This is a genomic window from Micromonospora globbae (assembly GCF_036184225.1).
Lineage (GTDB): Bacteria > Actinomycetota > Actinomycetes > Mycobacteriales > Micromonosporaceae > Micromonospora > Micromonospora globbae.
In genome coordinates this window covers 2361394-2372961 of the sequence record NZ_CP108084.1, presented here as the reverse complement: position 1 = coordinate 2372961, position 11568 = coordinate 2361394, and the positions used below count along the sequence as shown (strand labels likewise).

Below are 11568 nucleotides of genomic sequence, written 5' to 3'. Positions count from 1 at the left end.
GCCGGTACGTGGGTGTGCGGTCTGGGTCGGGGGTCGGATGCGCGGGAAGAGCCTCATCGCGGGGATGCTGGTGGCGGCGGGCCTGTCCGCCTGCACGGGACAGCCCGTCCCACCGGCGCCCCCACCGTCCACCGCGAGCGCCGCCGTGGCGTCTCCCTACGAGCCGGAGGCGTTCCTGGCGCTCGTCCGCGCCGCGGCCGAGGAGGAGGGCTTCGGCGACCGCGTCGCGGAGAGCGACGTCGAGGGCGGCGAGGTGTACCTGCGACCCTGCGACCTGCTCGTCACGGACCCGGACCGGGACGGGGGCGCCGAGCCGCCGGTCGAGGCGGTGTGGGCCGCCGAGGTCGAGGTCAACCCGACGCCGTCGTTCCAGGGCGTCTCCCGCCCGACCACCGCCCTGACCGTCGAGGTCGCGCGGCTGGCCGACGCCGACGAGGCCGCCGCCGCGGCCCGCCGCCTCCGCGCGACCCGGTGCCCGGACGGCGACTTCCGCCTCACCATGGGCACGGCCAGCGCGCGCTGGGCGGCGAGCGCGGTTACCGTCGGTGCGACGCCCGCGCGGCTGACCACGGCGACGGTCCGCCGGATCGACCCGGAGGCCGAGGGCGGGATGACGTTCCTGCCCGGTGACGCGCGGCTGATCCTCGCGTACGGGCCCCTGCTCGTCGGCGTCGAGGCGGTCGCGTTGTGGCCGCGCAGCGCGAGCACCGCCGCCGAGGTCACCGCGATGGCGCGGGAGAAGGCCACCGCGTTCGCCCTCGCGATCGTGGAAGGGCTGCCGCCGGCGGACGCGCCCGGCCCGGGAAACTGACCGACGATCGCCCGCTCGCCGTTTCCGGCCCGCCGTCCACGCCGCTCGGCCTAGCATGGCTCGTGGTCACGATTCGGACGGGCGGGGCATGACGGCCGCGTCGCCCCGCCGGTTGGTCGAGGAGCTGCTCAACGACGGCGGGGGAGTGCTGCGGCTCGCCCCGGCCTTCGTCGCCCGGGACCTGGTGCCGCCCGGCCGCCGGTTCGGCCTGCCCGAGGACGCGTACGACCTGGGCGAGCGCGGCTACGTCTGCGAACGCTGGCTGGGCTCCACCACGAAGGCCGACAACCGGATCGGCCCGCCCGACGAGGGGCTCAGCCACGTCGTCGACTCGACGGGACGGCCGCGGATGACGCTGCGCGACGCCGTCGCCGCCGACCCCGCGGCGATCATGGGCGAGGCGTACGCGGCGAGCCACCCGCAGGGGCTGGGGCGGCTGGCGAAGCTGCTCGACTACGGCGCCCGCATCCCGTACCACATCCACCCACCGCAGCGGTTCGCCGAACTGCTCGGCCGCCGGTCCAAGGACGAGCAGTACTACTTCCCGGCCGGGGTCGACGCCGGTCCGCGCCCGGAGACGTTCTTCGGGGTGCACCCGTGGATCGTCCGCGAGCGCGCGTACGACGTGCTCCTGCCGTACCTCGTCGACTGGGACAGCGACCTCATCCTGCGCCACTCGCGGGCCGAGCTGCAGGTGCCCGACGAGGGCTTCCAGGTGCCGTCGGGGGTGCTGCACGGGCCGGGCACGGCGCTCACCGTCGAACTCCAGGAGGACTCCGACGTCTTCGCCATGTTCCAGGCTCTCAACGCCGGCCGGATCATCTCCAAGGAGCTGCTCTTCCACGACGTACGCCCCGAGGACCGCCGCGCACACGGCGAGCGGTTCCCGCTGAACTTCGTCGAGTGGGAGTTGAACGGCGACCCGTACTTCTACGAGAACAACCACCTGACGCCCCAGCCGATCGACACCGACGGCGGCGGCAGCGAGTGGTGGATCTTCTACAACACGCCGAAGTTCAGCGGGAAGAAGCTCGTCGTCCCGCCCGGCGGCCGGCACACGGCGACGGAGCGGGGGGTCTACTCGCTGCTGGTCTGGTCGGGCTCCGGCCGGTACTGCGGCCACGACGTCCGCGGCGGGGACGCCAACCGCGACGAACTCCTCGTGAGCCACGCCGTGGCGACGGCCCCGCACACGATCGAGAACACCGGCGACACCGATCTGGTGGTCTTCACGTTCTTCGGGCCGGACATCAACGAGACGCCGTCCATCCCGGTGTTCGCGGCGTAGGGGCTCAGCGGCCGGCGCGGGCGCCGTCGACGATGTGGGCCAGCACGCGCGAGTAGTCCTGGTCGCCGAGGCCCGCCTCCTCGGCCGCCACGATCCAGCTCCGGGCCGCCTCGGCCACCGGCAGGCGGACGTGCGCGGCCTCGGCGGCCGAGGTGACCAGGTCGGCGTCCTTGTGGGCGAGCGACAGGGGGAAGTGCAGCGGGACGTCGCCCGACTCGACCGCCGTCCGGCGCCGGTCCGCCTGCGCGCCGACGGGGGTCGCCGACAGCACGTCGAACGCCACGTCCCGCGACAGGCCGAGCCCCTCGGCCAGGGCGAGCGCCTCGCCGAGGACGGCGAGCACCCCGAAGAGGGTCGAGTTGGCGACCAGTTTGGCGGCCGCCCCGGCGCCGAGCGGGCCGACGTGCGTCGGCGTGCCGAGGGCGTCCAGCGTGGGCATCCACCGCCGGGCGAGCGGGTCCGGCCCGCCGACGAAGATGCGCAGCTGGCCCGCCTCGGCCTGGGGGTGGCTGCCCAGCACCGGCGCGTCGAGGAGGCCGACGCCCTCGGGCAGCGCCGCGGCGAGCCGCCGCACGGCGGCCGGCCCGACCGTCGACATCTCGGCGATGGTGGTGGGCGCGGCGGCACCGGCCAGGATTCCGTCCGGCCCCTCGGTCACCTGCCGCAACGCGGCCGGGTGGGCCAGCATCGTGATGACGAGGTCGGCCGCGCGGGCGGCGTCGGCCGGGCTCGCGGCCGCGCGTGCGCCGTGGGCGACGAGGTCGTCGGCCCGCTGCGGCGTCCGGTTCCACACGACGAGGTCGTGGCCGGCGTCGAGCAGCCGGCGCGCCATCCGGCGCCCCATCCCGCCGAGGCCGATGAAGGCGATCGTTGTCATGCTCTCCATCCTGGCAACCGCGGACGTGCCGAGCGCCGGATCGCCGGCTCATGCCACGACGGCGGCCCGGCCGGCGGTCGGTGTGTCGGAGCGGAAGCTGTGGCCGAGTTGCGCGCCCAGGCCGAAGTAGTGCCGGAAGTTGTAGATCAACGGCTGCCAGGCGGTGGGGTCGACGTGCTGGGTGCCGGGCACCACGATGGCGGGGTCGGCGTGTACGCGCAGCACGTCCGCCTCGACGATCACGAACTCGCCGCGCAGGTCCGGGGTGATCCGGGCGGCCCGTGCCTCCAGTTGGAGCGGGCACTCCGCGACGCGTTGCGGTCGGACCAGCTCGGCCGGTTCCGGCCGCAGCCCGGCGGCCTCGAACTTCGCCGGTTCGTAGCGGAACCCCCGCTTGTGCGCGGGCACCGGGTCGCGGCCGGTGAGCGGGGCGAGGTGTTCCACCGCCGTCCACTGGGCCGGGGACGGCAGGTTGATCACCATGTCCGGCCGTTCCCGCAGGTTGTGCGCGGTCTGCCCGGTGACGCCGAGGCCGAGGACCACCATCTGGCCGAGCGCCCAGGCCGACGACATGGGAGCGAGGTTGCTCGTCCCGTCCTCGTTCTCGGTGCTCAGCAGCACCACCGGGGTGCCGAAGTAGAGGATCTTCGGCTGGATCGTGACGTGTGCGGTCATGACCGCAGACGCTACGAGCGGAACCGTTCGGCCCGCGCCGAACGGCCGCGCCGGAGCTGTCGCCGGTGTGGGCCGGGTGGGCACGGCCTGACTAGGCTCTCTCCATGGCGAGGTACTACGACGTCCACCCGGACAACCCGCAGCCCCGGGCGGTGAGCCAGATCGTCGGCCTGATCCGCGACGGCGGCCTCATCGCCTACCCGACGGACTCCTGCTACGCGCTCGGCTGCCGGCTGGGCAACCAGGAGGGCCTGGACCGGATCCGGGAGATCCGGCGCCTCGACGAGCGGCACCACTTCACGCTGGTCTGTCGGGACTTCGCGCAGCTCGGCCAGTTCGTCAAGGTGAGCAACTCCGTGTTCCGGCTCGTGAAGGCCGCCACGCCGGGCAGCTACACGTTCATCCTCCCGGCGACCAGGGAGGTGCCGCGCCGGATGCTGCACCCGCGCAAGCGCACGGTCGGTGTGCGCGTCCCCGACCACGTGGTGACGCAGGCGCTCCTCGCCGAGCTGGGCGAGCCGCTGGTGTCGAGCACGCTGATCCTGCCCGGCGACGAGGAGCCGATGACCCAGGGTTGGGAGATCAAGGAGCGGCTCGACCACCTCGTCGACGCGGTGGTCGACGCCGGCGACTGCGGCAAGGAGCCCACGACGGTGGTCGACCTGTCCCAGGACGAGCCGGAGGTGCTGCGCCGCGGGGCCGGGGACCCCTCCCGGTTCGAGTAGCCCCGCCCGGTCGTCGGACCGGGCCGGGTCGGCGCGGGCAGAGCCGACCGGTCAGTGGGCGATGGCGAGCGCGAACGGGACCGGCCCGAGGGCGGCGACCAGCGGCCGGACCATGAGCAGGAAGGACTCCGGCCACCAGGCGTTGGCCACGCCACCGAGGTCGATGATCCGGTGTGGTGGCCAGCCGAGGTCGGCGAGCAGCCCCGCCACAATCTTCTTCGCGTCGGGGTCGTCGCCGCACAGGAAGGTGGACGGGGGCACCGGCAGGCTGGTCGGGGCGACCATCAGGGGTGCCGGACCCACCGTGTTGAGCGCCTTCACCACGCGGGTGTCGGGCAGCGTGCGCTGGATCTCCTGGCCGAGGTTCGGATAGAGCAGGCGGGACGCGAAACCGTCCGGCCCCTGCTCGACCGCGTTGGCGACGTCGATCAGGACCTTGCCGGCGAGAGCCGGGCGCAGTCGTCCGAGCACCTCCACCGACACCGCGCCGGGCAGCGCGTTGACGACTGTCTCCGCCGACGCGGCGGCGGCCTCCAGACGGTCGCGGGAGCCCACGACGACGTCGTGGCCGGCGGCGGACAGGGCCGGGGCCAGCGCCCGGGCGACGGTGCCGGCACCGAGGATTCCGATGATGCTCATGCCCCGACGCTAGGCTGGCGCCCGTCCCGACGGCAGTAGGCACCTTGAGGTGCCCGGAGGATCCGATGGTCACCAGCAGAGCGGCGGCACGCCGCACCGCCGCCCGCGCGGCGTACCTGACGTCGATGGCGGCGTGCCCGACGCACCGCGTACTGGACCGGATGGGCGAGCGCTGGGTCAGCCTGATCCTGAAGGAACTCGCGTGCGGCCCGCGCCGGCACGGCGAGCTGGCCCGCGCCGTCGCGGGCGCCACCCAGAAGATGCTCACCCAGACGCTGCGGGGCCTGGAGCGCGACGGCCTGGTCGCCCGGTCCGTGACCGGATCGGTGCCCCCGCGCGTCGAGTACCGGCTGACGCCGCTCGGGGCGAGCCTCCTTCCGGTGCTGGCCGTGGTGACCGAGTGGTCCGAACGGCACATCGGTGACATCGACGCGGCACGCGCCGCGTACGACGCGGGTACGCCGCGGGAGAGGGCGCGGTGACCGTAGATGTACCATCCGGTACATGGACTACGAGGAGACGACCGTCGCCACCGCCGGCATCGGCCCCACCTGGGCCGCGCTGGCGGACGTCACGAACTATCCGCGGTGGACCGCGTCCATGACGTCCGTCGAGCCCCTCGACGGTCCGGGACTCGTGGTGGGCAACCGCTTCCGCATCCGGCAGCCCGGCCTGCCGCCGACGGTCTGGCGGGTGTGCGACGTCCGCGAGCGCGAGTCGTTCAGCTGGGAGGCCACCGCGCCCGGCGTGCGCACGCTCGCGTACCACCACCTGAGCGGCGAGCCGGACGGGACGACCCGGATCCGCATCGGCCTGCGCCAGACGGGTGTCCTCGCCGGGCTGGTCGCGCTGTTCACCCGGGCGAGGACCCGGCGGTACGTCGCGATGGAGGCCGCCGGCCTCAAGGCCGCCGCCGAGGCGGCCGCCCGTTCCGAGGACGACGAGGCGGCGGATGGCCGGTGACGCCCGCGCGGCGCTGCTCGACCGGTGCGTGGCATTCCTGAAGGAGAACGGGTTCAGCGAGCTGAGCCTGCGGGAGATCGCGGCCGGGGCCGGCACCAGCCACCGGATGCTGATCTACCACTTCGGCAGCCGCGAGGGCCTGCTCGCCGAGGTCGTCCGCCGCGTCGAGGACGAGCAGCGGGCGGCGTTGGCCGCCCTCGCGACCGGCTCCGACGACCCGGTGGAGGTGAGCCGGCAGTTCTGGCGGCGCCTCGCCGATCCCGCGCTTGCCCCCGCGGAGCGGCTCTTCTTCGAGATCTACGCCCACGCCCTCCACGGCCGGTCCTGGACGGAGCCGTTCCGCGCCTCGGTCGTCGCCGCCTGGACCGGGCCGGTCGAAGAGCTGTTCGTCCGGCTCGGCTTCGACGAGACGGAGTCCCGCCGGCGGGCCCGCCTCGGCCTCGCCGCGACCCGCGGCCTGCTGCTCGACCTGCTCGTCACCGGCGACCGGGAGCTCCTGGACGCCGCCGCCGACCTGTTCGCGCGGCTCGTCACGGCCCCTCGGAGCCAGTGACGGCGCCGGGGTCACCCCCGGCGTCGCGCCCGGAACCGGTGCGGGCCAGGTCGTCGGCGGCGCTGGCGAGCAACAGGTGCACCTCCACGAGGTGCCGCACGGGACGGCCCGGCTGGTCGAGTGCCGGGCGGATCGGCTCCAGCTCGTCGACGCACCGGGTGGGGGTGACCGTCGGGTGCGCCGGTTCACCGTGGGCGATCCGCCGCGCCACCTCGTCGTACGCCGACCGCAGCCGCCGGACGGTGCCGCGGAGCTGCGCCGCGGCGTCCGGCCAGCCGGCGAGGCAGCCGGGCGGGTTCCGGTCCAGCGTCGACTCGGCGGCCAGCAGCGTGTGGTGCCCGGCGGCCAGGACGGCCTGCCAGTCCACCCGGCTGGTACGCGGGTCCGGACGCTCCCCGTGGTACTGGGCGTAGGAGGCGTCCGCCAGGATCATGGCGCGCCGGGCCCGCTCGAACGTGCGGTCCGACGCCGGACCGCCGAGCGTCGCCTCGACGACCTCCTCGAGCACCTCGGCGCTGGCCACGAGCGCGGCGGCGGCGTGGCGGCGCAGGTCACCCCGCGCGCCGCGCGGCCACATCAGCAGGCCGGCCAGCACGCCGATCGCCGTGCCCAGCAGGACGTCCAGCAGACGGACCTCGGCCAGCTGGAGTCCTCCGGACGAGAGCTGCGCGAACACGAACGTGAGCACCAGGGTGAAGGCGGCCTGCGCCCAGGCCGGCGCGGCCAGCCGCCCCAGGGTGAAGGCCAGCAGCATGGTGACCGGCAGTGCGACCGCGAAGATGACCAACTGGCCCACGAAGTGCAGCAGCAGGCCGCTGACGATCGCGCCGGCGACCGTGCCCACCACCGCGGGGCGCAGCGCCGTACGGGTGTCCACGGCCGAGGTCCGCAGGACGGTGAGGGTCGCCAGCAGCACCCAGAACCCGTGCATGAGCGACAGCACGCCGGCCACCACGCGGGCGGCGGCCAGCGCCACACTCAGCCGCAGCGCCGTCTGGAACGGGGGAGAGCCGGGGGTCAGGTGAGCCTGGAACTGCCGCCGGTACAACGTCCACCGGCCGTGCCGCGCGTCGGCGAACACCTGCTGGTACGCGCTGGCCACGCGGTTCTCGTCGCTGGCCGGCACCCCGGCGGCGGTCCGCGCCGAGACGGCGAGGATGCGGGCCTGCTCGGCGATGCTCAGCACGGTCGCGTCCAGGCACAGCCGGGGGAGGTAGGCGGGGGAACCCGCGTGCGGGTACGCCCGCTCGGTCGCCCTGGTCGCGGCGTCCACGTCGTCGACCGTCACCGCGGGTGTGCCGCCGCGCAGGGTGCGGCCGGCGGCCCGGGTCGTGTCGGCGCACGTCCGCAGCAGCCGTACCGCCTCGGGGTCCGGCCGGGGCGGACGCTCCGCCGCGAGCCGTGCCGTCTTGACGAGGAGCCCCTGCATGGCCGCCTGGCAGGCCCGCAGCGCCCGGTCGGAGGCCCGGGAGGCGGTCGGTCGCTGCGGCGCCGGCAGCTCGGCCAGGCGGATCCGGGCCACCGCCTCGGCCGCCTGGTCGTGCCGGGCGTCCCGGTCACGCTGGGCGCTGACCGGACCGGTCAGCGCGGCCGTGGTGGCGTCGAGGAACGCCGCGACGCTGTCGGCCGCCTCGGCGAGCCGCCGCGGATAGGAGACGGGCGTGGCGTCGGGCCAGATCGTCACCTCGGCGGCGGCGAGCAGCGCCACGCTGGCCGTCACGCCCACCAGACGCTGCGGCAGGGTCTCCGGCTGGTACGGCGGGAAGCAGGCGAGGATGTAGAACAGCTGGAAGGCGTTGGCCAGGCCGACGAGGTGGGGCCCGCCCACACCGGCGAACGCCACGGCGAACCCGATGACGAGCATTCCGGCGGCGGCGCCCGCGGTGTTCCCGGCCAGGAGGGTGCCGGCGACGACCAGCACCCAGGCCACCGGCAGTGCCGAGAGCAGGATCCGGGCCCGGTGGCGGGCCGACCCCGGCAGCTGCGCGAACATGCCGGTGGCGACCACACCGAAGAGCCCGTACGTCGCGAGCGTCACGTCACCGGCGCCGTAGCGGCCGATGTAGAAGACGGTCGACGCCACGAGGGTCAGTCGCGCGGCGCGTCGCAGGGCCGCGTACCCCGGGTCAACGTGGCGCAGCCGGGCCAGGAGGCCGCTTCCGAGCACGCCTCGACCCCCGTCGTACGTACCTCGTCCCAGGGGTCATTCTCCACGGTGACCTGCCGGGACGGGTCGCTTCCGGCGCAATCGCCGGTGCGGGGCGCGCGTTACAGCCGGTGCCGGACCCAGACGTTGGGCTCGACGTAGACGGCGTGGTCGTGGGCCACGTCGCAGTGCACCGGCACGAGGGCGCCCGGCACGTGGACCGGGCCGCTCGTGTCGAACGGCAGGCCGGTCCAGCGACGCCAGTCGGCGAGCGTCCCGGAGATCACCATGGACCGGGGCGCGACGCGCTCGATGCGCCCGCCGGCGCGTACGTGCACCCGCAGCCACGGGTCGACGGGCAGGCCGTCCGCGCGGACCTGCGCGGCGTACTCGGTCATCGGCAGGTCTGGCCGGGTGTGCTTGCCGTTCGGCCGCACCGGCGCCACCAGCGTGTCGAAGCCCCGCTTCGCGACCGCCCGCCGCATCGCGTCGAGCATGAGCGCGGACAGTCCGCCGCCACGACGGTCGGGGCGGATGCAGATCTCCAGCGCCGAGACGATGTTCGGTTCCGCGCCGCTGAGCCGGTTGACCGTGGCCCGCTGGATCATCCGGTCCCACCCGCCGTCGGGCAGCTCCGGCTCGGTCCAGCGCAGCGGCACCGCGTACGCCCGGGCGGCCAGGCGGCCCGGCTCGGCCGGGTCGACGGCGGCGAACACGAACTCCGGGTACAGCTCGTGGGCGACGCTGTAGTAGACCGAGCCCATCGGGTCCCAGACCATGAACGGCGGCCAGGCGCCGTCGAAGTCCTCGTCGAGCAGCGGGCCGACGTCCGGGCGCTCCGCCAGGGTCACGATGTCGAGGTCCACGCGGCGCACCCTAGAGGCGCGACCCGTCGGCCCGCAGCCGATATTCGGCCCGCTCCGGGGGCGGCCACGGTGGCCGGCGTCGCTCAGCTCCCGCGTCACCGGTCCACCCGCGGCCGCAGCCCGGAGCGGAACCCACACGTCCTCCCGGCCGTCGGGCCGTCCGCCCCGTCAGGCGGCCGAGGCGCTCGTCGACTCCCGCAGGTGGGCGGTCGCGGCGCGGCGGGCCGCGGGCACGACCGGGGCCGCCGACCAGCCGGTGGGGGCGTCCTGCGCGGGCTCGGCCATGCCGTCGGCCTCGCTCTGGGCGGCCCGCAGCGCGCGCTGGGCGTTGTTCCACGCCGTGCACGGCCACGGCTCACCGGCGCAGAGAAGGTTCCGGCAGCCCCCCTCACCGTCGGGCTCGTGCGCGTCGGCCACCTCCAGCGCGAGCTTCCACAGCAACGGGTCGGTCACCCCGTCCGGTCGTTCTGTCACCGAGTCGGTACGGTCTGTCTCGGGCATGGCGATTCCCCCCTCTGGTTCGTGTGCCGCCCTACCTTCACCACTGTCTCCCCCCGGTAAACCCGGCTGCCGGCGGCCTGAGCTGCCGGGTCTCCGTAGCGGATTCTCACCCACGGTGTCGAGGCATCCCAGCCCCGCGCGTATTCGTGTCGTAGTCGTCACCGCCGTGTCCCCCGTACGGACCACCGATGATCGCGTTGGGTGATCATGTGCGTGCCATCGGTGGCCGTCCGGCATCCCGGGTGTCGGGTGTCGCACGTGGACGGCGGTGTCACCTTCCCGGTACGCCGCGTGGTCGTCCCGGCGCCGACGCGCCACTCATCGCACGGCCTCGCGCGGTCCGCAACTCGAGCGAGGGACGCCACGCGGGGCCCGGTGAAGAACTTCACAGGGGGTGGGCGACCGTCGTGAGAGCCGCCTAGCGTCGGTCGGGTCCGCCATCGTGGACACCGCGACCGGAAACGCCTAATCCTGCCGCCGGTCGTCGGCAATTCGTCACCCGGGCAGGAGCGGGGGACCCACGTTCCTCGGCGTGCGGCGGTGCGCCGCGCGCCTCGGGGTGAAGCCGCCATGGGCGGCCGGGCTCCTCGGCCCGAACCCGACAGCTCACCTCGCCGGCGTGGAGGACACCCATGTCATCTGCGTACAACGCCCGTCACCGTGCCGTGACCGCCCGTCGCGTCGCCCTCGGCACCCTGGCCGCCGGCGCCGTCACCGGCGCCGTCGCCCTCTTCGGCACCGCTTCGCCCGCTCAGGCCGCGGTCAACTGGGACGCCATCGCCCAGTGCGAGTCCGGCGGGAACTGGCACATCAACACCGGCAACGGCTACTACGGCGGGCTCCAGTTCTCCCAGAGCACCTGGGAGGGGTACGGCGGCACCAAGTACGCCGCGCGTGCCGACCTCGCCACCCGCGGCGAGCAGATCGCCGTCGCCGAGAAGGTGCTCGACGGCCAGGGCATCGGCGCGTGGCCGACCTGCGGCAAGAAGGCCGGCTCCACCGCCTCGACGTCCACCGGCAAGTCGTCCACGTCCACCCGGGACAAGGAGCGCGGTTCGACGTCGACGACGCGCACCGCGCCCTCGTCCGGCGGGCACACGTACGTGGTGAAGCCCGGCGACACGCTGTCGGAGATCGCCGAGGCGCACCACGTGGACGGCGGCTGGCGGGCCCTGTACGAGCGGAACGAGCGGGTGGTCGGCGACGACCCGGGTCTCATCCTGCCCGGGCAGCGGCTCGCCCTCTGACGCACCACCGGCGTCCGGGCATCCACCCTTCCGGGGTGGGTGCCCGAACGTGTCGGTGCGGCCGTCACGGACAGTGGTGGCGCGAATCTCCCCGGTCGGTCGGACGCGGTCACCGGCGGGGCTGATGCATCGATCTTTGGAGAAGGCGTACCGTCCGGGTTGGTGAATCTCCACAACTTCCGCCGTTCGCAGTTTGGTCGGTGCGACAGTTCCTTACCGGCCGGTAGCGGCGAAGGTTGTCGGCGGGGACCTCTGCCACCAGGGCGTCCCCGTTCTT

General features: G+C 74.4%; 13 protein-coding genes and 1 riboswitch. Of the genes, 7 read left to right on the top strand and 6 right to left on the bottom strand.

Annotation, left to right across the window (positions count from 1 at the left end):
- The first annotated feature begins 37 nt into the window (after positions 1-37).
- Together OG994_RS10540 and OG994_RS10535 are read left to right on the top strand one after the other, a co-directional pair.
- Entirely contained in the window at positions 38-811 is a 774-nt protein-coding gene (locus tag OG994_RS10540; RefSeq protein ID WP_328853027.1) for a hypothetical protein, read from the top strand.
- 88 nt (positions 812-899) lie between these two features.
- Positions 900-2099 (top strand): cupin domain-containing protein, encoded by a 1200-nt coding sequence (locus OG994_RS10535; RefSeq protein ID WP_328853026.1) that lies wholly within the window; start codon positions 900-902, stop codon positions 2097-2099.
- A gap of 4 nt (positions 2100-2103) precedes the next feature.
- Here OG994_RS10535 and OG994_RS10530 read toward each other — a convergent pair whose 3' ends face one another.
- Together OG994_RS10530 and OG994_RS10525 are read right to left on the bottom strand one after the other, a co-directional pair.
- Positions 2104-2976: an NAD(P)-dependent oxidoreductase gene (locus OG994_RS10530; protein ID WP_328853025.1), complete on the bottom strand. Its 873-nt coding sequence runs from the start codon at positions 2974-2976 to the stop codon at positions 2104-2106.
- 48 nt (positions 2977-3024) lie between these two features.
- Positions 3025-3651, bottom strand: coding sequence for a flavin reductase family protein (locus OG994_RS10525; RefSeq protein WP_328853024.1), 627 nt, complete (start codon positions 3649-3651; stop codon positions 3025-3027).
- A gap of 104 nt (positions 3652-3755) precedes the next feature.
- Here OG994_RS10525 and OG994_RS10520 point away from each other — a divergent pair, with 104 nt between their 5' ends.
- The gene (locus tag OG994_RS10520; protein WP_120330182.1) at positions 3756-4376 is read left to right on the top strand and encodes an L-threonylcarbamoyladenylate synthase; all 621 of its coding nucleotides are present in this window, start codon (positions 3756-3758) and stop codon (positions 4374-4376) included.
- A 51-nt stretch (positions 4377-4427) separates the two neighbouring features.
- Here OG994_RS10520 and OG994_RS10515 read toward each other — a convergent pair whose 3' ends face one another.
- Positions 4428-5015, bottom strand: a complete 588-nt coding sequence (locus OG994_RS10515; RefSeq protein ID WP_328853023.1) for an NADPH-dependent F420 reductase — start codon at positions 5013-5015, stop codon at positions 4428-4430.
- Positions 5016-5080: 65 nt separating this feature from the next.
- Here OG994_RS10515 and OG994_RS10510 point away from each other — a divergent pair, with 65 nt between their 5' ends.
- From OG994_RS10510 to OG994_RS10500, 3 genes are read left to right on the top strand one after another with little or no spacing between them, the layout of a single operon-like run.
- On the top strand, positions 5081-5497 hold the full coding sequence (locus OG994_RS10510) for a winged helix-turn-helix transcriptional regulator (RefSeq protein ID WP_328853022.1): 417 nt from the start codon (positions 5081-5083) through the stop codon (positions 5495-5497).
- Positions 5498-5519: 22 nt separating this feature from the next.
- Positions 5520-5978, top strand: coding sequence for an SRPBCC family protein (locus tag OG994_RS10505; protein WP_328853021.1), 459 nt, complete (start codon positions 5520-5522; stop codon positions 5976-5978).
- Complete coding sequence (locus OG994_RS10500) at positions 5968-6531, top strand: TetR/AcrR family transcriptional regulator (RefSeq protein WP_328853020.1); 564 nt, start codon at positions 5968-5970, stop codon at positions 6529-6531. The genes OG994_RS10505 and OG994_RS10500 overlap by 11 nt, the downstream gene beginning before the upstream one ends.
- Here OG994_RS10500 and OG994_RS10495 read toward each other — a convergent pair.
- The 3 genes from OG994_RS10495 to OG994_RS10485 form a co-directional block, all read right to left on the bottom strand.
- Positions 6509-8698: an FUSC family protein gene (locus OG994_RS10495; protein WP_328853019.1), complete on the bottom strand. Its 2190-nt coding sequence runs from the start codon at positions 8696-8698 to the stop codon at positions 6509-6511. The two genes, OG994_RS10500 and OG994_RS10495, sit on opposite strands and share 23 nt — an antisense overlap.
- Before the next feature lie 101 nt (positions 8699-8799).
- On the bottom strand, positions 8800-9543 hold the full coding sequence (locus tag OG994_RS10490; protein ID WP_120330269.1) for an N-acetyltransferase: 744 nt from the start codon (positions 9541-9543) through the stop codon (positions 8800-8802).
- Between the two features lie 168 nt (positions 9544-9711).
- Positions 9712-10044, bottom strand: a complete 333-nt coding sequence (locus tag OG994_RS10485; protein WP_328853018.1) for a hypothetical protein — start codon at positions 10042-10044, stop codon at positions 9712-9714.
- A 452-nt stretch (positions 10045-10496) separates the two neighbouring features.
- A riboswitch (cyclic di-AMP (ydaO/yuaA leader) is annotated at positions 10497-10679 on the top strand.
- Between OG994_RS10485 and OG994_RS10480 the strand changes: the two genes are divergently transcribed.
- Positions 10677-11291 carry a transglycosylase family protein gene (locus tag OG994_RS10480; RefSeq protein ID WP_328853017.1) on the top strand — a complete coding sequence of 205 codons (615 nt, stop codon included), beginning with the start codon at positions 10677-10679 and terminating at the stop codon, positions 11289-11291. It overlaps the preceding riboswitch by 3 nt.
- Positions 11292-11568: the final 277 nt, after the last annotated feature.

What these genes read in the sequence shown, in the direction of transcription:
- OG994_RS10505 (WP_328853021.1), top strand. Translation starts at nt 5,520, where the DNA reads ATGGACTACGAGGAGACGACCGTCGCCACCGCCGGCATCGGCCCCACC.
- OG994_RS10530 (WP_328853025.1), bottom strand. Translation starts at nt 2,976, where the DNA reads ATGACAACGATCGCCTTCATCGGCCTCGGCGGGATGGGGCGCCGGATG.
- OG994_RS10535 (WP_328853026.1), top strand. Translation starts at nt 900, where the DNA reads ATGACGGCCGCGTCGCCCCGCCGGTTGGTCGAGGAGCTGCTCAACGAC.
- OG994_RS10520 (WP_120330182.1), top strand. Translation starts at nt 3,756, where the DNA reads ATGGCGAGGTACTACGACGTCCACCCGGACAACCCGCAGCCCCGGGCG.
- OG994_RS10525 (WP_328853024.1), bottom strand. Translation starts at nt 3,651, where the DNA reads ATGACCGCACACGTCACGATCCAGCCGAAGATCCTCTACTTCGGCACC.
- OG994_RS10480 (WP_328853017.1), top strand. Translation starts at nt 10,677, where the DNA reads ATGTCATCTGCGTACAACGCCCGTCACCGTGCCGTGACCGCCCGTCGC.
- OG994_RS10515 (WP_328853023.1), bottom strand. Translation starts at nt 5,015, where the DNA reads ATGAGCATCATCGGAATCCTCGGTGCCGGCACCGTCGCCCGGGCGCTG.
- OG994_RS10540 (WP_328853027.1), top strand. Translation starts at nt 38, where the DNA reads ATGCGCGGGAAGAGCCTCATCGCGGGGATGCTGGTGGCGGCGGGCCTG.
- OG994_RS10500 (WP_328853020.1), top strand. Translation starts at nt 5,968, where the DNA reads ATGGCCGGTGACGCCCGCGCGGCGCTGCTCGACCGGTGCGTGGCATTC.
- OG994_RS10485 (WP_328853018.1), bottom strand. Translation starts at nt 10,044, where the DNA reads ATGCCCGAGACAGACCGTACCGACTCGGTGACAGAACGACCGGACGGG.
- OG994_RS10510 (WP_328853022.1), top strand. Translation starts at nt 5,081, where the DNA reads ATGGTCACCAGCAGAGCGGCGGCACGCCGCACCGCCGCCCGCGCGGCG.